The organism is Microbacterium sp. B35-30, assembly GCF_010634855.1.
Taxonomy (GTDB): Bacteria; Actinomycetota; Actinomycetes; order Actinomycetales; family Microbacteriaceae; genus Microbacterium.
Window position 1 is genome coordinate 1 of record NZ_MWLQ01000045.1, and the last position, 22,797, is coordinate 22,797.

The window sequence follows — 22,797 nt, forward strand, 5'->3', positions numbered from 1 at the left end:
CGGCGCCGGCGCCGGCGGGGCGCGGGCTTTCCGTCGTGGTGCTCCTTGCCGCCGCCGTCGTGGGTGCCGCCGCCCTCGGTGGAGCGGTCGCCGTCCGTGGACGTCGCGCCGTGCTCCGATGCGACCGAATCGGTGCCGTCGACCGGCTCGAATGTCGAGCCGACCCGCTCGGCGTCACCGCCGCGGCGCCGACGACGCCGGCGCGCGGGGGCCTGTCCGTTGGTCTCGACCTCGGCTGCGGCATCCGTCGCCCTCTCGGGCTGGACCCGTACGGCCTGGGTCTTCGGGGCGGTCACGATGCGCCCCTTCGTGCCGGCCGGGATGTCGAGATCGCTGAACAGGTGCGGGCTCGAGGAGTACGTCTCGACGGGCTCCGGCTGCCCGAACTCGAGCGCACGGTTGATGAGGGCCCACTTGTGCAGGTCGTCCCAGTCCACGAACGTGACCGCGATGCCGGTCTTGCCGGCACGGCCGGTGCGACCGGCGCGGTGCAGGTATGCCTTCTCGTCGTCGGGGATGGTGTGGTTGATGACGTGCGTGACGTCGTCGACATCGATGCCGCGCGCCGCGACGTCGGTGGCGATGAGCACGTCCTTCTTGCCCGCTTTGAAGCCCGCCATCGAGCGCTCGCGCGCCTCCTGGCTCATGTCGCCGTGCACGGCGCCGGCGTTGAAGCCGCGATCGTTCAGCTCGTCGACGAGCTTCTGGGCCGCGCGCTTGGTGCGGGTGAAGATGACGGACTTGCCGCGACCGTCGGCCTGCAGGATGCGGGCGATCACCTCGTCCTTGTCGAGCGAGTGCGCGCGGTAGACGAGGTGCTTGATGTTCGCCTGCGTGAGGCCCTCGTCGGGATCCGTCGCGCGGATGTGGATGGGGTTCGACATGAACCGGCGCGCGAGGGCGACGATCGGGCCGGGCATCGTGGCGGAGAAGAGCTGCGTGTGACGGATGGCCGGCACCTTGGAGAAGATCTTCTCGATGTCGGGGAGGAAGCCGAGGTCCAGCATCTTGTCGGCCTCGTCGAGCACGACCTCGGTCGCGTGGGAGAGGTCGAGGAGCCGCTGGTTGTTGAGATCGATGAGGCGCCCCGGGGTGCCGACGACGATCTGCGCGCCGGCCTTCAGCTGGTCGATCTGGCCCTCGTAGGCCTTGCCGCCGTAGATGGCGACGACGCTCGTCGGGCGCCCCGACGTGAGCATGTCCATGTCTTCGTACACCTGGACGCACAGCTCGCGGGTCGGCACCACGATGAGCGCCTTGACGCCGGGCGCCGGGGTCGGTCCGAGACGCTGGACGACGGGGATGCCGAAGCCGAAGGTCTTGCCGGTGCCGGTCTTGGCCTGGCCGATGATGTCCTGGCCGGGGAGGCCGAGGGGGATGGTCTGCTCCTGGATGGGGAACGCGTCGACGATGCCTTTTACGGCGAGAGCCTCGACGATGTCCTGATCAACGCCGAGTTCGGCGAAGGTCGTCACGATGTGTGCCTGTCCGGCAGTGAGATGCTGCCTGGGTTCTTGCCCGGGCGCGGTTCAGCCTCGTCGAGGCCGCCGCGCGGGCGGAAGTGCGGTCCACGCCCTTTTCTCCCACAGGCGCGGGCGCCCCGATCCGACGCCGGGGACCCTACCCACGATACCCGAGGGATCCGGCGCGAACACGTAGAGGGCGGGGCCTCGTAGGCTTTCGTGCATGGTGAAGTGGTTCTGGCAGCGGCGCGAAACGGGCCGCAAGCTGCAGCTGCGCTCGCGTGACGAGCTGAGCGGCAGCGATCGTGTCGACTTCGAAGAGCTCGCTCCCGACATCGATACGTTCCTCGGTCAGGCCGCCTATCTGCAGCTCGGATTCTTCGAGACGCTGACCGAGCTGATCCAGACGACTCCCGAGCTCGGCGAGAAGGAGGCGGTGTCGCGTGCCGCGGGTGCTGCGCTCACCAAGCACGAGGCGCTGGTCGCGCTGATCCGCGAGCGCGGTGACGACCCGACCGAGATCATGCGGCCGTTCCGGGAGCCGCTCGACGGCTTCCGTGCGGCCACGCACGGCGTCCGCTCGCAGGAGACCATGCTGTCCGTGCACATCACCGCGGGGATGCTCGACGACTTCTACCTCGCCCTGTCTGCGAGCTACGGCGACACCGGTGACCGCGTGGCCCGGATCCTTCAGGCCGACGACGACCGGCAGGCCATCGTCGAGCTGATCGCCGAGACCATCGCGAGCGACCCCGAGTGGAAGTCGCTGCTCGCGCTGTGGGGGCGCCGGCTGGTGGGAGACACGCTGCTGATCGCCCGCGCAGCGCTGCGACCGGTGTCACTGGGACGCGCCGAGGAGCAGAAGGTCGAGCCCGTCTTCACCGAGCTGATGGCCGCGCACTCGCGTCGCATGGACGCGATGGGCCTCGCTGCCTGAATCGCAGCGTCGGCGTGATCAGCCGATTCCGAGGCGGGTCTTCTCGCGGGTGTCGTGCGCGACGCGGCTGCGCGAGATCAGGAGAACCGCCGGGTAGGTGACGACGATCGGCACGACCAGCGCCGCCAGCCACGGCCAGGGGGTGTCGATGCCGACGCCCAGCCAGGTGAGGATAGCCCACGCGAGGCCCGCCGAGACGGCGCCGATCATGGGAGCGAGCACGACACCGCGCGTGAGGCGCTGGTGCAGCTGGAAGTGGATGCCGATGCCGATGACCGCGCCGAGGATGAAGGCGATGAGGATCTGCACGTCACGAGTCCGTTCAGGCCACGAAGCCGACGCGGCGGGATTCCTCGGAGCCGAGCTCGATGTAGGCCAGCGCCGCGGTGGGGACGATGTACGAGTTGCCCTTGGCGTCGGCGAACGTCACGTGCGTGGCGCCGGCGTCGAGCGCTGCGGCGACGGACTTCTTCACGTCGGCCGCCGGCTCGTTCGTGTCGAAGTTGAGCTCGCGGCCGGTGTTCGCGATGCCGATGCGGATCTCCACGTGACTGACCTCCTGCGCGGGGCGACGGTGTTCTTGCCGAAAGGCTGAGGGTCCCCGGACGCATGGCAACTCTACGACACGGCGGAGGGGCATCCGCCCGCGGCCGGAACGCTCTGGGCGAACGGCCGATGTCGGCCGGCCGCGCTAGCGTCGAAGGGTGACCTCGGGGAGCCATGAACATGCGACATACGTGCCGGACGCGTCGCAGCAGGCGGTGCTGGCGCTGCCCGTAGACGCTTCGGGGGTCGTCGTCGGGGCCCCCGGAACAGGCAAGACCGAGACGCTCGTCGCGCGCGTGGCGGCGCTCGTCGAGGCCGGCGTCGATCCAGACACCGTGCTCGTGCTCACGCCGTCGCGACAGACGGCGACGGCGCTGCGCGATCGCCTCGGGCTCGCCGTGCGGGTGGCGACCACCGGTCCGCTCGCGCGGTCGGTCGCGTCGTACGCGTTCCAGATCGTGCGGGCGCACGCGGTCGCCGCCGACGCCGACCCGCCGCAGCTGCTCACCGGCGGCGACGAGGACCAGATCCTCCGCGACCTCCTCGAGGGTGACCAAGAGGACGAGGCCGCCGGGGCTCCGCGCTGGCCGGACTGGCTCGGCGCAGCGATCCGCAGCACCGCCGGCTTCCGCACCGAAGTGCGCACGTTCCTGGCCGAGTGCACGACGCTCGGCATCGGGCCCACCCGCCTGCGTGAGCTGGGCGAGCGGCACGAGCTGCCCGCCTGGGTCGCGCTGTCCTCCTTTTTGGCGGAGTACCTGCAGGTGCGCGACGGCATGCGCGGCGCGCACCGGGATGCCGCGGGACTGGTCCGCGAGGCCGTCGGGCTGCTGCGCACGGCACCTGCTGGGAGTCCGGCCGTCGACCGGGTGCGGGTGGTGCTCGTCGATGACGCGCAGGAGCTGACCCTCGGCGGTGTGGAGCTGCTCGAAGCCGTTCGCGCCCGTGGCTCGGCCGTGCTCGCATTCGGTGACCCCGATGTCGGCTCCGGCTCGTTCCGCGGGGCGACACCCGAGAACTTCGCGCGGCTGGCGGCGTCGCTCGGCGCGGTGCAGGTCCTCGCGGGCGGGCACCGCGGCACACCGTGGCAGCGCGACCTCGTCGGACGCGTGACCCAGCGGATCGGCGCGGTCGGCGTCGTCGCGCACCGCGGTGCCGCCTTCGGAGCCGAACCCGACGAGTCGGTGCGTGTGCTCAGTCTGCGGTCGACGGCGGAGGAGTACGACGCCGTCGCGCGTGTGCTGCGCGAGCGACACGTCCGCGACGGCGTGCCCTGGCGGGACTGCGCCGTGATCGCGCACGACACCCGGCAGGTGGCGGCGCTCGAGGCGGAGCTGTCGGCCAGGGAGGTGCCGGCACGCTCGGCCGGGCCTGGCCGGGCACTCGGCGCCGTGCGGCCGGTGGCAGACCTGCTGCGGCTCGTCGAACTCGCCTCCCGCGACGACTGGAGCTTCGAGGACGTGTCGGCGGCCCTCGTGGGCACGTACGGGCGGCTCGACGTGATCGAGCTGCGCCGGCTCCGTTCGGCACTGCGCCACGGCGAGCTGCGCCGCCTGCTCGAGGCCAACGCCGAGAGCGCGGAGAACACGGAGAACACGGAGACGGTCGAGCGCTCCGGCCGCGACCTGGTGCTGTCGGCCATGCGGCAGCCGCTGGAGTTCGACCTCCTCGACACACGCGAGGCGCGACGGGCGGGGTCGCTCGCGCGCACCCTCCAGGCGCTCCGCGAGGATCTCGACCGCGGTGCCACCGCGCATGAGCTGCTGTGGGCCGCGTGGGACCGCAGCGGCCTCGCGCGGACGTGGGCGGACCTCGCACGAGGCAACGGCCCTCTCGCCGAGCAGGCTCATCGCGACCTGGACGCCCTGGTGGCGCTGTTCCAGGCGGCCAAGCGCTTCGTGGAGCGATCGCTCGACGCCGATCCGCGGGTCTTCGTGCGGTCGATCCTCGACAGCGGCGTCGCCGAGGACCGGCTGGAGGCTCCGACGCGGGATGACAGCGTGCGGATCATGACGCCCGCGGGCGCCCTCGGCCTGGAGTTCGACACCGTCGTCGTCGCGGGTGTGCAGGACGGCGTGTGGCCCAACACCCGGCTGCGAGGGAGCCTCCTCGACACCTGGCGACTGGCGGATGCCGCCACCCGCGCCGACGGCGAGACGATGGGCGCCTTCGACCGCCGTCGCGCGGCGATGCACGACGAGCTGCGGCTGCTCGCGCGGGCGCTGTCCCGCGCCACCGACCGGCTGATCGTGACGGCCGTGGACGACGACGACACCGGCCCCAGCGTCTTCTTCGAGCTGCTGCCCGACCCTGAGCCGTTCGAGCTGGATCACCCGGTGTCGCTGCGGGGTCTCGTCGCACGACACCGGCGGACGCTGACCCATCAGGTCGTGCGCGCACCCTCCGTCGCCGGCCGCCCGGGGGCGGTGACCGTGGGGCCGACGGCGAGCTCCGCGGAACGCGCGGCCGAGCAGCTGGCACTCCTGGCGCATGCCGGGGTCCCCGGCGCGGCGCCGCGCGAGTGGTACGGCGTCTCGGGTCCCACCTCGACCGGCCCTCTGCGCGATCTGGCGCGAGAGGACATCCGTGTCTCGCCGTCGCGCCTGCACGCACTCGAGGAGTGCGAGCTCAACTGGGTCATCGCGGATCTCGGCGGCGACCCCGGCGGCACGACGGCGGGCCTGGGCACGATCATCCACGCCGCTCTGGAGCACGCCGCCGGGCACGACGAAGCTGCCCTCTGGGCGGAGGTTCGGTCCCGGTGGGGCGAGTTGACGTTCGAGGCCGCGTGGCGCGATCGCGCCGAGCAGACCCGGGCGCGGGACCTCGTGCGGCGCCTGCACCTCTATCTGCGTCGCTTCGACGACGCCGGCGGCACGCTGATCGGCGCCGAGCCGCATTTCGAGGTGGACATCCCGCTCGACGACGTTCCGCGCGAAGACGGACGCCCTGCCACCGCCGAGGAGCACCGCGTGATCCTGTCCGGATACATCGACCGCGTCGAGCTCACCCCGGAGGGAACCGTCGTCATCCTGGATCTCAAGACCGGCAAGCGCGAACCGCAGACCGATGCCAAGGTGCTCGACAACCCACAGCTGGGCGCGTATCAACTGGCGTTCGAGTCGGGCGCGATCCCCGAAGTCGACGGACACGCCTCCGGCGGGGCGAAGCTCCTCGTTCTGCGCCCGACCGCGACGAAGTCCGACTACGTGACGCCGTGGCAGCCTCCCTTCGACGACGAACGCCGGGACGCGTTCCTCGGCCGCATCCGCACCGCCGTGACGGTCATGCGCGGCGAGACGTTCACCGCCCCCTACGAGGAGCACTGCCGCGACGAGCACGCCTACGGACTGTGCCGTATCCACACGGTGGGCGCGGTGAGCGCCTCGTGACCGTCGTGCAGGGCCTCTCGGTGGAGCAGCCGACCCGCGGCGTCGCCACGCCAGGCCCCCTCCTGTCGGCTCGCGTCATCGCGGCTGCACTGGGCCAGTTCCCGCCGACCGACGAGCAGACCTCGGTGATCGAGGCGCCGCTGGCCCCGGCGCTCGTGGTCGCGGGTGCCGGCAGCGGCAAGACGGAGACGATGGCCGCGCGCGTCGTCTGGCTGGTGGCGAACGGCATCGTCCGCCGCGACGAGGTCCTCGGGCTCACGTTCACCCGCAAGGCCGCCGGCGAACTGGCGGAGCGCATCCAGAAGCGCCTCGCGCGCCTGGCCGAGTTCGAACGTCATGGTCTGCTCCCGGCGCTGGCCGGGCTCGCGGAGGCCGGAGTCCTCGACGCCTTCGGCGACCTCGAGCGCTCCGGCACCGATGGCGCGCGCGCGACCGCCGAGCGCCATCGACTGCTCGAGTCGCTGGCGCGCGGGGTGGACGCGATCCCTCAGGACTCGTCCGATGACGGCCTGCTGCATCGGCCGACGGTGTCCACCTACAACAGCTTCGCCGACCAGATCGTACGCGAGCACGCGCTCCGCATCGGACGGGATGCCGAGGCCGCCGTGCTCTCGGAGTCCGCGGCTTGGCTCCTCATGCGCCGCGTCGTCTTCGCCTCCGACGATCCGCGCCTCGAGGAGCGCGGCGAGGCCGTGCGCTCGATCGTCGATGCGGCGCTGCGCATCGCCCGCGACGGCGTCGACAACCTCGTCGACTTCGACGCCCTCGCGGCGTTCCCGGAGCGCTTCCGCGACGTCCGTGAGCTGCCGTCGACCAACCGGAGGACGACCGTCTACGCGGACGTCGCCGACGCGGTCGACCGGGTCGACGCGCTCGCCCTCCTGGCGGACCTCGCCCGCGAGTACGCCGCCGAGAAGCTGCGGCTCGGGGTCATCGACTTCTCCGACCAGGTCGCCGGCGCCCTTCAGGTGGTCGCGAGTCACCCCGCGGTGGCCGACGAGCTGCGCGATCGGTACCGCGTGGTGCTGCTCGACGAGTACCAGGACACCTCTGTGGCTCAGACCGACCTGCTCGCCGCGCTCTTCGCGGGCACCGGCGTGATGGCCGTCGGCGATCCGCATCAGGCGATCTACGGCTGGCGCGGCGCGAGCGCCGGCAACCTCGGCGGGTTCGCCGACGCCTTCGCCCCCGGCGCGCACTGCGCGCAGTACGCGCTCCTCACGAGCTGGCGCAACAGCGCCTCGGTGCTGACGGCGGCGAACGCCGTGCTCGCGCCGCTGGCGGCATCCGCGGGGGCGGTGTCCGTGCAGGAGCTGCGCGCGCGCCCCGGGGCGCCGGGGGGTGTCGTCGAGCTCGGGTTCGATTCCGACCTCGATACCGAGGCCGATCGTGTGGCCGAGTGGTTCGCCCGGGTGCGGGCACAGCGCGCGCAGGAGGGGCGCCCGACGACGGGGGCCATCCTCTTCCGCAGCAAGAAGCACATGGTCCGCTTCGGCGATGCGCTCGGGCGTCGCGGCATCCCGCACCGCATCCTCGGCCTCGGCGGCCTGCTCTCCACCCCCGAAGTGGTCGACGTGGTCTGTGCGCTGCGAGTCATCTGCGATCCGTCGGCGGGCTCGGCGCTCATCCGCCTGCTGTCCGGCCCGCGCTGGTCGATCGGACTGCCGGATCTGCGCGAGCTCGCGGCACTGTCCCGGCGTCTCGCGCGGCACGACGCCGCGCTCCAGCCGCTGGCGCCGGAAGTGGTCGAGCGCATCCGGGGGAGTGCCGGGGACGACGACGGCTCGCTCGTCGACGCACTCGACTTCGTGCTGCGCCAGAAGCCCGACCACGGGTGGCTGGCGGGTTTCACGCCCGAGGCGCGTGCGCGGCTGCGTGACGCGGCATCCGTCTTCGGGGGACTCCGCCAGGCGAGCGGGATGCCGATCCCGGAGCTGGTGCGGCTGATCGAGCTGGAGCTGCGGCTCGACATCGAGCTGGCGGCGAACGAGTCACGGGGCCCGGCGCGGATCGCGTCGGCACAGCTGCGGGCGTTCGTCGACGAAGTGCACGCCTTCCTCGCGGCGGACGAGACCGGCTCGCTCTCGAGCCTGCTCGCCTGGCTCGACCATGCCGAGCAGCTCGATGAGTTCGCGCCGCGCACCGAGCCGCCCGAGGACGACGTCGTGCAGCTGCTCACGATCCACGGGTCGAAGGGTCTCGAGTGGGATGCGGTCGCCGTCGTGCGCCTCGTCAAGGACGAGCTGCCGAGCGCCCCGCGCGACACCAAGGCGTGGCTCGGCTTCGGTGTGCTGCCCTACGCATTCCGCGGCGATTCGGCCTGGCTGCCCGCACTGGGCTGGCAGTCCGCACAGACGCAACAGGAGCTGAAGGATGCGATCGACGCCTTCGTCGAGGCCAACCGTAGCCGGCAGCTCGAGGAGGATCGTCGGCTGGCCTACGTCGCGGTGACGCGGGCCCGTGACCATCTGCTCCTCACCGGCGCCACCTGGTCGGGCACCAAACGGCCCCGCACCCGCAGCGTGTTCTTCACCGAGATCGCCGAGGCGCTCGGCGTGGCGCTGCCCGACGACGAGGCGGGCGACGATCCCTACCAGGGGGCCCGGCGCGTGCTGCAATGGCCGATCGACCCCCTCGGCGGCCGCCGCGAGGCCGTCGAGCGAGCGGCCGCCGCGGTGAACGAGGCCGCTGCGGCGCCCCGCGGCAAGCTCGACCCGCAGGCGGCGCTGCTGCTCGCCGAACGCGACGCGCGTCGCGCCCGTCCGGTGCACACCGCGCCGACGCGGATCGCGGCATCCCGTTACAAGGAGTACGTCGCCGACCTCGAAGGCACGCTGGCCGGCATCGCGCGACCGATGCCCGAGCGGCCGTTCCGCCAGACGCGCCTCGGCACCCTCTTCCATGCGTGGGTCGAGCAGCGCTCCGGCCGGTCGGGTCTCGGCGGCTCGCTCGACGATGCGCTGTGGGAGACTGACGAGGACGTGTCCGGTGGCGTGACATCGGGCAGCGATGCATCCGTGGAGGACGCCACGGCGCTCGCGGCGCTGCGTGAGCGGTTCCTCGCGTCGGAGTGGGCGTCGCGCCGGCCGATCGAGGTCGAGACCGAGATCGACTTCACGACGATCGGTCCCGACGGGCTGCCGCACATCGTCATCTGCAAGCTCGACGCCGTGTATCGACGCGAGGACCGCGGCGGGCGGATCGAGATCGTCGACTGGAAGACCGGCGTCGCGCCGCGGACTCCTGCGGAGAAGGACGAGCGGATGCTGCAGCTCGAGCTCTATCGCCAGGCCTACCACGTCAAGCACGGCGTGCCGCTGGAGGAGATCGACGTCACGCTCTATTACGTCGCCGAGGACGTCATCCTCCGCGGCTGACCGCGCCCGACCCGCCCGAGATCAGAGCACGGCGGGGTCAGTCGGAAACGTCGAGATCAGTCGGCCCGCCAGCGACGCAGTGCCGCCTCGGACGCGCGCTCCGCTTCGGCTGCCGCATCCCTGCCGGACTCGCCGTCGGTCGTCGTCGGCGAGCCGAACGGCGCGGCAGACCGGACGGGGAGCGCGATCGGCGCGGTGGAGACGTCATCCGACGGGTGCGGCGCGGCGTCGGGCACCACATCGGCGGTATCGCGCGTGTCGGACTGGTCATCCGCGACCCACTGCGCGAGCTCTTCGGGGTCGTACGCGTCCGTGTGCATCGAGGTGTCGACGATCTGCGCCACCGGACCCGGGGTGCGTTCCAGCAGGGCGATGGCGTCGTCGACGCCGAGGGCGGCGTCCGACACGATGTCGTCACCGGCGACACCGTTCGCCAGGGATTCCAGCAGCTCGACCGCGTCCGCGACGATGTCGTCGCGGTCGGCGTCGTGCCCGTGCACCAGCCACTTCGCGAACTCGAGCTCGGCGTACAGGCGGGCGCGCTCGCGCGTGCGGGCGTCGGGGGCACGGCCGCTGCCCGCCACGTAGGCGGTGTAGACGTCGTCGGCTGCGTCGGGCGCCGACGCGAGCCATTGCAGATCCGTGGCCGGGTCGCCGATCGACAGCCCATGCCATTCGAGCAGGCCGGTGACGGTCGGCACGCCGTCGAGATCTTCGAACAGGAAGGAGGCCGCCCCCGCGCCGCCGAGCACGACGGCCGATTCGAAGCGCCACAGGTCGTCGGAATCCACCGCGCGATGCCAGCGGTGCGCGAGACTCACCGGGAGCCGGCGGGTCGCGACGGCGCGATCGATCAGCCGCGTGACGTCGGCGCGCACCTGCGGCGGCGTCCGGGCCGGAAGCCCTTCCCCCTTGACGATCGAGTGGGGGAGGGCGTGCAGGGCGGCGAGCGCCGCGCCCAGCGAGGTCGCTGCGCCGCGCCCCGCCGGCAGGTGCGCGGCGTCGACCCGGTAGCCGGGAAGGAAATCGACGACGACGACACGCGAGTCGCCGAGGCCGGCCTCGCCGAGCAGCTCCGGCGCGCGGAAGGGGAGGAGACCGCGAACGCCCGGGGTGAGTGCGCGGAGGGCGCGTGCTTCGGCGGCGAGCTCCGGCGCGGCGGAGGCATCGGCGGGAACACGCACGACGACGCGCCGCCCGTCATCGAGGTCGGCGACCGCGGCGTCGTAACGGCCGGTCGACCCCTCGGTGAGGGCCCCGACGCCGACGACCCCGACCCGAGGCAGAGCCGACGTGACCGACGCGGCTAGAGTGAGGGGTGAGCGTGCCATGTGCCCAGGGTAGGTCGGTCGCGCTCGTCCGTCCCCGCGCCACGCCCGGCCCTGAACGACGAAGCGGAGCATGTTCGATGACGGCGCCCGACAGCATGAGCCCTCCGCCGCTGGCACGTCCAGGCTTGGACCGCGCCGCCGGGGAGCGCCTCGCTCCGGGTCTCGTCGATGCGCTGAAAGCGGATGCCGCGACCCGGGTGCTGGTGATCGCGGGCGACTCCGCCCCGCTGGCCGCACCGGACTCGCTGCTGTGGCGGGCTCCCGCCGACGTGCCCGCGGGTGCCGAATGGGCCTTCCTCGGGCGACACGATGACGGCGGCGCGCTGCTCGCCGCGGTGTTCCCGTCCTCGGACGACGAGCTGTTCTCGGCGCCGGCGGGCTGGGCGGGTCTGCGCTCGGCCGGGGCGGCACTGTCGGCGGTGGATGCCGGCGCCTTCGTCGCGGCGCTGAGCCTCGGGCGATGGCTGCTGGACGCCCGGTTCTGCCCCGCATGCGGCACGCTCACGATCCTCGGCGACAGTGGGTGGTCGCGCCGCTGCCCGCACTGCGGACGGCAGCACTTCCCCCGCACGGATCCCGCGGTGATCGTGGCCATCACCAGCGCCCAGGACCCCGACCTCCTGCTGCTGGGGTCCAACGCGCTGTGGGGCGCCGACCGCTTCTCGTGCTTCGCGGGATTCGTCGAGGCCGGGGAGTCGCTCGAGGCGGCCGTGCGCCGGGAGGTCACCGAGGAGTCGGGTGTGACTGTCGGCGTCGTCTCCTACCGCGGCTCTCAGGCATGGCCCTATCCCCGTTCGCTCATGGTCGGCTTTCTCGCCACGGCGCTCGACGACGCGGCGGCGGAGGCCGACGGCGACGAGATCGCGGCGGTCCGCTGGTTCACGCGGGACGAGATCGGCCGGGCGCTGGCCGGCCGAGGCGAGGTCACCCTGCCCGGTCCTGCTTCCATCGCGCATCGCCTCATCGCCGACTGGCACGCGGAGCAGGCATGAGCTCCGACGTCCTCGATGGGCTCGACGAGAACCAGCGGGAAGCGGCGACGGCGCTGCGCGGCCCGGTCGTGGTGCTGGCCGGTGCCGGCACCGGCAAGACCCGCGTCATCACACACCGCATCGCACACGGTGTCGACACGGGTGCGTATTCGCCGGGGCGTGTGATGGCCGTCACCTTCACGACCAAGGCAGCCGGCGAGATGCGCGGCCGGTTGCGGGCGATGGGGGTCGCCGGCGTTGCGGCGCGCACCTTCCACGCCGCCGCGCTGGCGCAACTCAACTTCTTCTGGCCGACGCTCGCCGGCGACAGTGCGCCGGGCATCATCGACAACAAGGTGCGGCTGCTCGCTCACGCAGCCGACTCCATCGGGCTCTCGCCCGATACGGCGACGCTGCGCGATGTGGCGTCCGAGATCGAGTGGCGGAAGGTGTCGATGCTGAGCGTCGACGGCTACGTGGCGGCTCGGCCCAACGGCGTCGGGCGACTCGGCGTCGACCGGGTGGTCGCACTGCAGCACGCCTACGAGAAGCTCAAGGATGAGCGGCGCCAGCTCGACTTCGAGGACGTGCTGCTCGCCTGCGCCGGCATGCTCGAGGCCGAGCCGCAGGTGGCCAAGGCGGTGCGCGAGCAGTACCGGCATTTCACCGTGGACGAGTTCCAGGACGTCTCGCCCTTGCAGAACCGCCTGCTCGAGCTCTGGCTGGGTGACCGGCGCGATATCTGCGTCGTGGGCGATGCCAGCCAGACGATCTATTCGTTCGCGGGCGCCGACGCATCCTTCCTCCTCGACTTCCCGACGCGCTTCGAAGGAGCGCGCGTCGTCAGGCTCGAGACGAACTATCGATCGGATGCCCCGGTCCTGGCGGTCGCGAACGAGCTGATGCGCGGGCGCCCGGGCGCGCTGCACCTCACGGCCGCCGCGTCACGGGCCACCGAGACGACCGGCGACGGGCCGATCCCCGCAACGGCGACTCCGGCACCGTCCGTCCCCGCAGCGTCCATCCCCGCAGCATCCTTGCCCACGGTGACGGCGTTCGAGGATGACCGCGCCGAGGCGCGCGCCGTCGCGGTGCGGATCGGCGCGCAGATCGCCGCCGGCGCCGACCCTCGCCACATTGCGGTGCTCTATCGGGCGCACGCCCAGTCCGCCGAACTGGTCGCTGCGCTCGCCGACGCGGGCATCGCGACGACGGTGCTCGGCGGTCGACGCTTCTTCGATATGCCCGAGGTGCGCCAGGCAGTCATGGAGCTGCGGGCGGCATCCGTCGCTCCGATCGAAAGCGGATTCGTCGATACGGTGCGCGACATCCTGCGCTCACGGGGCCTCACGGACGAGCCCCCCGAAGCCGGCGGAGCCCTGCGCGACGCGTGGGAGGCCCGCGCCGCAATCCTGCGACTCGCCCACGAGGCGCCGGCCGGCACCACGCTGCGTGCGTTCACCGACGAGCTCACGGCGAGGGCGAAGGTGCACGACGAGCCGGCGATGCGCACGGTGACCCTGGCGACGCTGCACGCGGCCAAGGGGCTGGAGTGGGACCACGTGCACCTCATCGGCGTGGCCGAGGGCCTTCTGCCGATCTCGTACGCGACCACGTTCGAGCAGGTGGACGAGGAACGGCGCCTGGCGTACGTCGGCATCACGCGGGCCGGGCGAACGCTGTCGCTGACGTGGTCTCGAGGCGTACGGGAGCGGCAGCCGTCACGGTTCCTCCGAGAGATCGGCAGCGGCACTCTGCGTGCGGGCGGTGCGATCGCACGTTCCGGTGCAGGGAGCCGGCGCGCAGAGCCACCGACCGCGTCCGGGTCGCCGAGGGGTTCCGTACGCGCTCCGCGATGAGTCGTCCGGCGACGATGCCGGCCTCCCACAGCACCGCAGGCTCGCTGTCGACCGGCCGCCCGAGCAGCTGAGCCGCAACGGTCGGCCACGAGGGGTCCTCGTCGCGACGCTGTGCGGCGATGCAGGCGAGGCACGCGGTGCGTCCCGGCACCACGAACGGTCCGATCTCGGCTCCCGAGCCGGTCAGCGTCACCGGCACGTGCGGGATGTCCGCCCCCATGAGCCCGGCGACGGCGCTGGGCGCGGCCAGTCGGTGCACGACGAACACCACGGCAGCGGCATCCTGGTCCGCACTGCCGACGGGATCGAAGCGGTGCGCGGCGTCGACGTCGAAGCCCGCCGCGGAAAGCCCCGTGCCGACCGCATCGCGATGATTCTCGGGCACGTCGGACGCGCAGTGCAGCACGACGCGGCGGGTCGTCGCGGCATCCGTCGTCAGCGCACGGCGGATGCGCGCGAGGAACCGGTTGGCCGCGGCGTCGTCAGGAGCGCCGAGGGCCTGCGCGAAGGGAACGAACGCGCCGTCAGGGATGCCACGCTCGAGCTCGCGGAGGACGCGCTGCTGCCACGGCTGCGGATCCTCGAGGATGGCGACCGGCTCCGAGCCGAACTGGAGCGCGGTGTCAGTCCGCCACACCGGAGGATACGAAGGGTCGAGTCGCAGCATGCGCCCGATCCTGTCGTACGAGAGCTCGCCTTCCGGCGGTATCCACAGGCAAGAGGGCCGATCGGATGGAATCCCGATCTGGGGAGGAGGGGCGCTTCGGCCGGCCGCGTCAGACCGGTCGATGATCGCCGGGAGCGCCGCTCCCGTCGTCCTCCTCCGGCGTCTGGTCCTCTGCCCCGCTCTCGTCCTTCGGCGTGGGCGAATCCTCACCCGCGAGCAGCCGGGCGAGCGCGTCGTCCATCTCGTCGCGCACCGGCTCTTCGCCGCGTGCCCGGGCCTCGAGTCGGGCCACGAGTCCCGCAGGGTCGTCGATGTCGGAGGCGGCGGGCATGAGGTCGGGGTAGTCCCACAGTGAATCGCGTGCGGCCGGGCCCACGGCGTCCGTCACGGCACGCCACATCGCGGCGGCTTCGCGCATGCGGCGGGGGCGGATCTCGAGACCCACCAGCGAGCCCAGCGCGCGCTCCGCCGGGCCGCCGACCGCCCGACGGCGACGCACCGCCTCGGCGATCCGCTGCGCCGAGGGAAGGCGCGAGGTCGCGTCCTCCGTGACGACTTCGACCCAGCCCTCCACCGTCGCGAGCAGGTTCTCGAGTCTCGCGAGCGCGGCATCCTGCGCCTCGGAGCGCGCCGGAAGCAGCGCGCCGCTCTCGATCGCCCGGCGCAGCTCTTCGGGCTCGGACGGATCGAAGCGCGTGGCGAGGTCTTCAAGCGCATCGGTGTCGACGTGCACGCCGCGCGCGAAGTCCGTGACCTGCGAGATGACGTGCAGGCGCAGCCATCGCGCGTGGCGGAACAGCCGGGCGTGCGCGAGCTCGCGAGTGGCCGCGTAGAGGGCGAGCTGATCGTCGGGGACCTCGAGGTCGCGTCCGAAGTCGGCGAAGTTCTGGGGGAGGATCGCAGCTTCGCCGTCGGGCATCAGCGGGATGCCGACGTCGCCGCCGCTCACGACCTCTTTGGAGAGGTTGCCGACGACCTGGCCGAGCTGCGACGCGAACAGCGAGCCGCCGACCGTGCGCATGAGACGCCCGGCTCCCTGCACGAGACCCTGCATGTCCTCGGGGGCCTGCTCGCTCAGCGCCGTCGTCAATGCGTCGGCGATGCTGGTCGCGACGGGCGCGGCGAGCTCCTCCCACACGGGGAGGGTGGCCTCGACCCAGGCACCGCGCGTGAGGGTCACCGGGGGAGAGGGCAGCTCCGAGATCGTGGTCGCCTCGCTCAGCCATAGCGTCGCCAGCGCGAACGCCTGATCCAGATCGGTGCGCTGGCCGGCCGTGACGCCGAGCCCCTCCTGGTTGGCGATGTGGAGCGCCTGTCGCTGCGCCATCTCCCACGAGATGCCGCTCTCGTCGGCGTTCTCGAACGCGCCCTGGAGCTGCCGCATGACCGCCTGCATCATGGCCGGGTCGATGTTCATGCCCGACAGCCGCGAGAGCTGTTCGGGGTCGAAGTCGCCCGCGGAACCCCCGAACAGCCGGCGGATGAGCTCCTGGAAGTCGTCCTCGGGGCTGGGCCCGTCGCCAGGAGTGTCGTCGTCTGCCACTTCAGCCGCCTTTCAGCCGGTCGATGACGTTGCGCTCTACGCTAGTCGCAGCATCCGACGCACTCCCCGGCAGGGACCCCGAACGCCTTACGCCGGTCGCGAACGACCCGGCACCCATCGAGAAGGCACGGAAGAGAGGTCCCGCGTGGCCCTGTTCGACGAGAACACGACGATCGAGCCCGCCCCCCGACCGCGGATGCAGCGGCGCACGCTCGCCGGCGTGTGGGCGCTCGCCGTTGCGATGGTGGTGCTGTTGATCATCACGTTCCTGCCGACGTCGTACGTCATCCAGCGTCCGGGCCCGGTGTACAACACCCTCGGCAGCGCCGAGAACGCGGACGGCGAGGAGGTGCCGCTCATCTCCGTCGACGGTGCGGAGACCTACCCGACCGAGGGTTCGCTGGACCTCCTCACCGTGCAGGTGCAGGGCAACCGCGAGCGCACGCCCTCGTGGTTCGAGCTCGCGATGGCCTGGTTCGATCCGAGCAAGGCGGTGCTCCCGATCGACGCGATCTTCCCCCCCGGGCAGACCACCGAGCAGCGCAATGAAGACAGCGCCACGATGATGGTGGACTCGCAGCACGAGGCCACCGCCGCCGCGCTCACCGAGCTCGGCTATGACGTGGGTGCGACGCTCGCGGTTCACTCGCTCCTCGACGGCGCCGCCGCCGAGGGTGTGCTGCAGGAGGGCGACCTCATCCTCGAGGCGAACGGCGAGGCGGTTGCGGATGTGTCGGCACTGCGCGCCGTCATCAACGAGGGCGAGGGCGACCCGGTCGAGCTGCTGATCGAGCGCGACGGCGAGCAGCAGACGGTCGAGGTGACGCCGAAGGAGGGCACCGACGAAGAGGGCGAGACGGTCTGGCTCATCGGCGTCAACCTCACCACCGACTACGAGTTCCCGATCGACGTCACGATCCAGCTCAACAATGTGGGCGGTCCGAGCGCGGGGATGATGTTCGCACTCGGGATCATCGACACGCTCAGTCCGGACGAGCTCAACGGCGGCGAGCAGGTCGCGGGCACGGGCACCATCACCGCGGACGGCGAGGTCGGCCCGATCGGCGGCATCCGTCAGAAGATGTGGGGAGCGGTGGATGCCGGAGCCGAATGGTTCCTCGCGCCCGAGGCGAACTGCGACGAAGTGGTCGGCCACATCCCCGGCGATCTGCGGGTCTTCTCGGTCGAGGACCTCGACGACGCGCTCGCCGTGCTGGACGGGGTGCGCGAGGGCGGCGACCTCGACGCGCTGCCCACCTGCACGGCGGGGTGACGCGGGGATCGTGCCCCAAACGTTGCGCGATTCCGAGAGTTCGCCCAGGGAGGACAAGGCGGCCGCCCTGAATCCGCCGCCTAGGATGGGACGGTGACCACGACCTCGTCGCCGCCCCCGGCCACACCCTCCCGCACTCGACGCGTCATCGCCATCACGCTCGCGATCATCGCCGCCCTCGTGGTGGCGTTCTTCGTCTTCGCGAGCCTGTACGCCGACTGGCTCTGGTTCGACCAGCTCGGGTTCACCGAGGTGCTGCTGACCCAGTGGATCGCCCGTGTGGTCATGTTCGTGGTCGGCTTCCTCGGCATGGCCGTGCCCGTGTGGCTGTCGATCCAGCTCGCCTACCGCCTGCGGCCGGTGTACGCGCGGCTGAGCTCTCAGCTCGACCGCTACCAGGAGGTCGTCGAGCCGCTCCGACGGCTGGCGATGTGGGGCATCCCGGTCTTCTTCGGCTTCTTCGCCGGCTTCGCCGCCTCGGCGCAGTGGGAGACGACGTGGCTGTGGTTCAACGGCGTCGCCACCGACACCACCGACCCCGAGTTCCACCTCGACACCGGCTTCTACATGTTCGCGATGCCGTTCTGGAGCTCCCTGATCGGATTCGCGTCGGCGGTGCTGCTGATCTGCCTGCTCGTGACCGCGCTCGTGTCGTACCTGTACGGCTCGGTGCGCGTCGGCCAGCGCGAGCTGCGCATCTCGAAGTCCGCGCGCATCCAGCTCGCGGTGATCGCCGGCCTCTACCTGCTGGTGCAGGCGGCGAGCCTCTGGCTCGACCGCTACAAGACGCTCGTCGAGTCCGGCGCGGACGACCGCATCACCGGCCCCGGCTACACCGGAGTCAACGCGATCATCCCCGGCCAGACGATCCTGGCCATCGTGGCGGTCATCGTCGCGATCCTGTTCTTCGTCACCGCCATCATCGGCCGCTGGCGCTACCCGCTCATCGCCACCGCGCTGCTGGTGGTGTCGGCGATCGTCGTCGGCGTCGGCTATCCGTGGGTCGTCAACACCTTCCAGGTGCAGCCGAACCGCTTCTCGCTCGAAGAGGAGTTCTACCAGCGCAACGTCGATATGACGCACCAGGCATACGGCGTCTCCGGCCTCGCACAGGAGGACTTCGCCGCGGTGACGGATGCCGAGCCCGGCCAGCTGCGCGACGACGCCGCCACGACCGCGCAGGTGCGCATCATGGACCCGGCGATCATCTCGCCCAACGTGCGCCAGCTCGAGCAGTACCGGTCGTACTACCAGTTCGCCGACCCGCTCGACGTCGACCGCTACGAGCGGGACGGCGTCTCACAGGACACCGTGGTGTCGGTCCGCGAGCTCAACCTCGCCCAGCTCGGCAACGCGGCGGACTGGCAGAACTCCGCCGTCGTCTACACGCACGGCTACGGGATCGTGGTGGCGAAGGGCAACGACCGCACCGGCGACGGCGATCCGGTCTTCTTGGAACGCGGCATCCCTGCCAGCGGCTTCCTCACGGACCAGGACGACTTCCAGCCGCGCGTCTACTTCGGCGAGTCCTCGCCGCCGTACTCGATCGTCGGCGCGCCCGCAGACACCCCGCCGGCGGAGCTGGACTATCCCGAGGGCGGCGACGCCGCCTCGGGCGAGCAGAAGACCACCTTCGAAGGTGACGGCGGTCCGAGCCTCGGCAACGTCTTCAACCGCCTGGTGTACGCACTCAAGTTCCAGGCCGAGCAGATCCTCTTCTCGGACTACGTCAACTCCGAATCGCAGATCCTCTACGACCGCAACCCGCGCGAGCGCGTGCAGAAGGTCGCCCCGTACCTGACGCTCGACAACGACGCGTACCCGAGCGTCGTCGACGGCCGGATCGTGTGGATCATCGACGGCTACACCCTCAGCGCGAACTACCCCTACTCGTCGACGGTCAGCCTCACCTCGGCGATCTCGGACTCCAGCAACCCCGCGCCGCGCTTCGCGCTCGACGACATCAACTACATCCGCAACTCGGTGAAGGCGACCGTCGACGCGTATGACGGCTCGGTGACGCTGTACGCATGGGATGAGGAGGACCCGCTCCTGCAGGCGTGGCAGAAGGTGTACCCCTCGACGATCGAGCCGATCAGCGAGATGTCGGCGGACCTGATGAGCCACGTGCGGTACCCGACGGACCTCTTCAAGGTGCAGCGCACGATCCTGGGCGTGTACCACGTCGACGACGCACGGTCGTTCTACCAGAGCGACAACCGCTGGCAGACGCCGAACGACCCGCAGGACGACAGCGCATTGCAGCCTCCCTACTACCTCACGATGCAGATGCCCGGTGAAGAGGCGCCGACCTACTCGATGTTCACGTCGTTCATCCCGTCCTCGACGGGCGGCAACGCGCGCAACGTGCTGATGGGCTACCTCGCCGTCAACTCGAACGCCGGGGCCGAAGCCGGTGTGAAGAACGAGGACTACGGCAAGCTCCGCATGCTGGTGATCGACGCCGATACCCCGGTCTCGGGGCCCGGTCAGGTGCAGAACGACTTCGACTCGCAACCCGAGGTGTCGTCGTTCGTCAACATCCTGAAGCAGGGCGACTCGGACGTGCTGAAGGGCAACCTGCTGACGCTTCCCGTCGGCGGCGGCCTGCTCTACGTGCAGCCCGTGTTCGTACAGTCCTCGGGTGCGACGAAGCTGCCCAAACTGCAGAAGGTGCTGGTGTCGTTCGGCACGGACATCGCCTTCGAGGACACGCTGACCGAAGCGCTCGACACGCTGTTCGGCGGCGACTCGGGTGCCGATGCCGGTGACACCGACGTCGAGCCCACGCCGGGCACGACCGCGGCGCCGCAGCCGACGCCCGGGCCGACCGAGTCGGCGGAGCCGACCGAGCCGACCGAGCCGGCCGAGCCCACCGACGAGTACCAGGCCGCGCTCCAGGAGGCGCAGCAGGCGCTGGTCGACCGGCAGACCGCGCTCGAGCAGGGGGACTGGGCCGCGTACGGCGAGGCCGATGCCCGGCTCACCACCGCCATCGAGCGGCTCATCGAGCTCGGCGAGCAGTAGACCGGAAACAGCGAAGGGCCGTCCATCGGAAGAGATGGGCGGCCCTTCGCCGTCGACGTCCTACGCGGTGAGGATCGCGTACCAGATGAGCAGCAGCGTCACCACGAACCCCGACAGCTGGTTGAGCCACAGGAAGCGCCGCCATCCCCTCGTGGCTGTCGCCGCGTCGGCATCGAGGACCGAGCGGTAGGGCCAGACCGTCACGAGATAGGGCACGACCAGGACCGCGGCCAGCGGGCCTGGCCAGCTCGTCGCGAGCATGGCGACGCCCGCCGCGGCGTAGCAGCCGAGCGCGAAGCGGACGGTCCATCGCGCTCCTTGCGCCGTCGCGATCGACGCGATGCCGGCTTCCCGGTCGGCCACGACATCCTGCACCGCTCCGAACGCGTGGGACGCGACACCCCACAGCGCGAACGCGACGATGAGCGCGACGAGCGGCAGCGTCCACGTCGCCTCGGCGAGCACCAGCGCGTAGACGGCAGGGGAGAAGAAGTGGATGCTGCTGGTCACCGAGTCTGCGAACGGCCGCTCCTTGAGGCGCAGCGGCGGCGCGCTGTAGAAGACCACGAAGAACAGGCTCGCCGCGAGCACGAGCCACGACGCGGGGGAGCCGACGACGACGAGGTAGGCCACAAACGGCAGGCACAGCAGCCCCGCGGTCCACAGCGTCGCCCGGTGCAGGCGCCGGTCGAGCACCGCGCCGTGCGCGCCGCCCTTGCGGGGGTTGCGCAGGTCGGACTCGTAGTCGAACACGTCGTTGATGCCGTACATCGCGAGGTTGTAGGGCACGAGGAAGAACAGGGTGCCGATGACGAGGGTCGCGTCGACCTGGCGTGTGGTCAGCAGATACGCGGCGGCGAAGGGGTATGCGGTGTTGATCCAGCTCACCGGCCGCGAGGAGATGAACAGCTGTCGCACGATTGCGCCGGCGCCCAGCGGCGGCGCGGCGGTCATGAGCGCACCTCTGCTCGCCGAGGGCGAGCGCGGAGCAGCGTGAACACCGCGGGAACGAGGAACGCCGCACACAGCGGGTACGCGAAGTCCTCGATCGGGGCCAGGCCGATCCGCACTCCGGAGATGAGCGACTCCGGATAGGTGAAGAGGCCGGCGGCGATCATCAGGTTGTCGAACACGGCGGTGAGGATCACCAGGATGCCGGCGGCAAGGGCGGAGGCCGTCATCCGCTGGGAGAAGCGCGGGCGTCGCGCGGTGAGCAGCACGAGGACGACGGTGATCACCACGAACGGGACGACGATGAGCGGGTACGTCATCGGGACGCCTCCGACGAGGTCGCGGCATCCGTCCATCGACGGTCGAGCACGCGCTGCACCCCCGCCCAGGCGACCAGCGCAAGGTAGCTCAGGAAGGCCAGGAAGACCGGCTCCTCGAGGGGGAGGTGCGGCGCGAGGTCGATCCCCAGCAGCAGCGGGCTGTCTCCCTTGACGAACACGCCCGTGGCGATGCCGACCGCGTCCCACGCGAGGAAGAACACCATGCCGATGCCCACCGCGGCGAGCGTCCGACCGGGCGCAGCCCACGCGGCGAGCCGCCACCGCCGATCGATCAGCAGCACGCCGACGGCGGAGGCGAGGATCGCGGTGAGGTACACACCCGGCATGCCTACACTCTCGCAGGTTCGGCAAGAGGACCGGGCGACCGGTCGCCGCGGAGCCGCTTGACGACGAGTTCGGCGGAGATGAGGCACATCGGCAGGCCGATCCCCGGCAGCGTGGACGCGCCGACGTACGAGAGGCCGTCGACGCGCCGCGATGCATTGCGCGGCCGGAAGACCGCGCTCTGCCCGAGGGTGTGCGCGAGGCCGAGCGCGTTGCCGCGCCAGGCGCCGAGATCGTCCGCGAAATCGCCCGGGGCGACTGTACGGCGCACGACGATGCGGCTCGCCAGATCCGGGATGCCGCACCAGTCGGCGATCTGCGCGATGACGCGGTCGGCGGCGGCCTCGATCTGCGGGTCTCCTTGACCGCCGAGGCCCCCGTGCCCGAGGCTGGGGTCCGCGGGCACGGGGACGAGCACGAACAGATTCTCGTGCTCCGGAGGCGCCACGGTGGGGTCCGTGGCGCTGGGACGGCAGACGTAGAGCGAGGCGGGATCGGGGATGCGGGGACGCGAGCCGAAGATGTCGTCGAAGCCGGCGCGCCAGTCGCGCGCGAACAGCAGCGTGTGATGGGCGAGCTGGGGCAGCGCCCCCTCGACACCGAGCATCACCAGCAGCGCGCCCGGGCTCGGCGTGCGCGAACGCCACCAGTCCTCGGGGTAGCTCTGCTCGGCGCGCGGGACGAGCTGCGTCTCGGTGTGGTGCAGGTCCGCGCCCGACACGACGAGATCGGCGCTCACGCGGCGTCCGTCGGCGAGCTCGACGCCGGTCGCCGCGCCGGCATCCGTCGTGATCG

Annotated in this window: 16 protein-coding genes; 7 read left to right on the forward strand and 9 right to left on the reverse strand. The window is 71.4% G+C overall.

Annotation, left to right across the window (positions count from 1 at the left end):
- A partial coding sequence (locus B2K11_RS18655; RefSeq protein ID WP_163620595.1) for a DEAD/DEAH box helicase occupies positions 1-1,475 on the reverse strand: 1,475 nt, incomplete at its 3' end.
- A 211-nt stretch (positions 1,476-1,686) separates the two neighbouring features.
- Here B2K11_RS18655 and B2K11_RS18660 point away from each other — a divergent pair.
- Positions 1,687-2,400 carry a ferritin-like fold-containing protein gene (locus tag B2K11_RS18660; protein WP_163620596.1) on the forward strand — a complete coding sequence of 238 codons (714 nt, stop codon included), beginning with the start codon at positions 1,687-1,689 and terminating at the stop codon, positions 2,398-2,400.
- Positions 2,401-2,418: 18 nt separating this feature from the next.
- Here B2K11_RS18660 and B2K11_RS18665 read toward each other — a convergent pair whose 3' ends face one another.
- Complete coding sequence (locus B2K11_RS18665; protein ID WP_163620597.1) at positions 2,419-2,709, reverse strand: hypothetical protein; 291 nt, start codon at positions 2,707-2,709, stop codon at positions 2,419-2,421.
- Positions 2,710-2,722: 13 nt separating this feature from the next.
- Complete coding sequence (locus tag B2K11_RS18670) at positions 2,723-2,947, reverse strand: DUF3107 domain-containing protein (RefSeq protein WP_163620598.1); 225 nt, start codon at positions 2,945-2,947, stop codon at positions 2,723-2,725.
- 157 nt (positions 2,948-3,104) lie between these two features.
- Between B2K11_RS18670 and B2K11_RS18675 the strand changes: the two genes are divergently transcribed.
- Complete coding sequence (locus B2K11_RS18675; protein WP_204260190.1) at positions 3,105-6,338, forward strand: ATP-dependent DNA helicase; 3,234 nt, start codon at positions 3,105-3,107, stop codon at positions 6,336-6,338.
- 20 nt (positions 6,339-6,358) lie between these two features.
- On the forward strand, positions 6,359-9,715 hold the full coding sequence (locus B2K11_RS18680; protein WP_204260191.1) for an ATP-dependent DNA helicase: 3,357 nt from the start codon (positions 6,359-6,361) through the stop codon (positions 9,713-9,715).
- Positions 9,716-9,771: 56 nt separating this feature from the next.
- On the opposite strand, the gene B2K11_RS18685 is transcribed toward B2K11_RS18680, so the two are convergent.
- Positions 9,772-11,046, reverse strand: a complete 1,275-nt coding sequence (locus tag B2K11_RS18685; protein ID WP_163620599.1) for a phosphotransferase — start codon at positions 11,044-11,046, stop codon at positions 9,772-9,774.
- 77 nt (positions 11,047-11,123) lie between these two features.
- Between B2K11_RS18685 and nudC the strand changes: the two genes are divergently transcribed.
- Positions 11,124-12,038, forward strand: coding sequence for an NAD(+) diphosphatase (gene nudC, locus B2K11_RS18690; RefSeq protein WP_163620600.1), 915 nt, complete (start codon positions 11,124-11,126; stop codon positions 12,036-12,038).
- Entirely contained in the window at positions 12,035-13,876 is a 1,842-nt protein-coding gene (locus tag B2K11_RS18695) for an ATP-dependent helicase (protein WP_163620601.1), read from the forward strand. The genes nudC and B2K11_RS18695 overlap by 4 nt, the downstream gene beginning before the upstream one ends.
- 776 nt (positions 13,877-14,652) lie before the next feature.
- Here B2K11_RS18695 and B2K11_RS18700 read toward each other — a convergent pair.
- On the reverse strand, positions 14,653-16,086 hold the full coding sequence (locus B2K11_RS18700; protein ID WP_163620602.1) for a zinc-dependent metalloprotease: 1,434 nt from the start codon (positions 16,084-16,086) through the stop codon (positions 14,653-14,655).
- Between the two features lie 145 nt (positions 16,087-16,231).
- Here B2K11_RS18700 and B2K11_RS18705 point away from each other — a divergent pair, with 145 nt between their 5' ends.
- Together B2K11_RS18705 and B2K11_RS18710 are read left to right on the forward strand one after the other, a co-directional pair.
- Entirely contained in the window at positions 16,232-17,359 is a 1,128-nt protein-coding gene (locus B2K11_RS18705; RefSeq protein ID WP_163620603.1) for a S16 family serine protease, read from the forward strand.
- Between the two features lie 93 nt (positions 17,360-17,452).
- Positions 17,453-20,386, forward strand: a complete 2,934-nt coding sequence (locus tag B2K11_RS18710; protein ID WP_163620604.1) for a UPF0182 family protein — start codon at positions 17,453-17,455, stop codon at positions 20,384-20,386.
- 60 nt (positions 20,387-20,446) lie between these two features.
- Here B2K11_RS18710 and B2K11_RS18715 read toward each other — a convergent pair whose 3' ends face one another.
- The 4 genes from B2K11_RS18715 to crtI all read right to left on the reverse strand — a co-directional run.
- Positions 20,447-21,340 (reverse strand): prenyltransferase, encoded by an 894-nt coding sequence (locus tag B2K11_RS18715; RefSeq protein WP_163620605.1) that lies wholly within the window; start codon positions 21,338-21,340, stop codon positions 20,447-20,449.
- Entirely contained in the window at positions 21,337-21,657 is a 321-nt protein-coding gene (locus B2K11_RS18720) for a lycopene cyclase domain-containing protein (protein ID WP_163620606.1), read from the reverse strand. Before B2K11_RS18720 ends, B2K11_RS18715 begins: the two co-directional genes overlap by 4 nt.
- A complete protein-coding gene (locus tag B2K11_RS18725; protein WP_163620607.1) occupies positions 21,654-22,004 on the reverse strand; it encodes a lycopene cyclase domain-containing protein in 351 nt (116 codons plus the stop codon). The genes B2K11_RS18720 and B2K11_RS18725 overlap by 4 nt, the downstream gene beginning before the upstream one ends.
- A gap of 2 nt (positions 22,005-22,006) precedes the next feature.
- The coding region (gene crtI / locus B2K11_RS18730; RefSeq protein WP_163620608.1) for a phytoene desaturase family protein at positions 22,007-22,797 on the reverse strand (791 nt) is incomplete at its 5' end.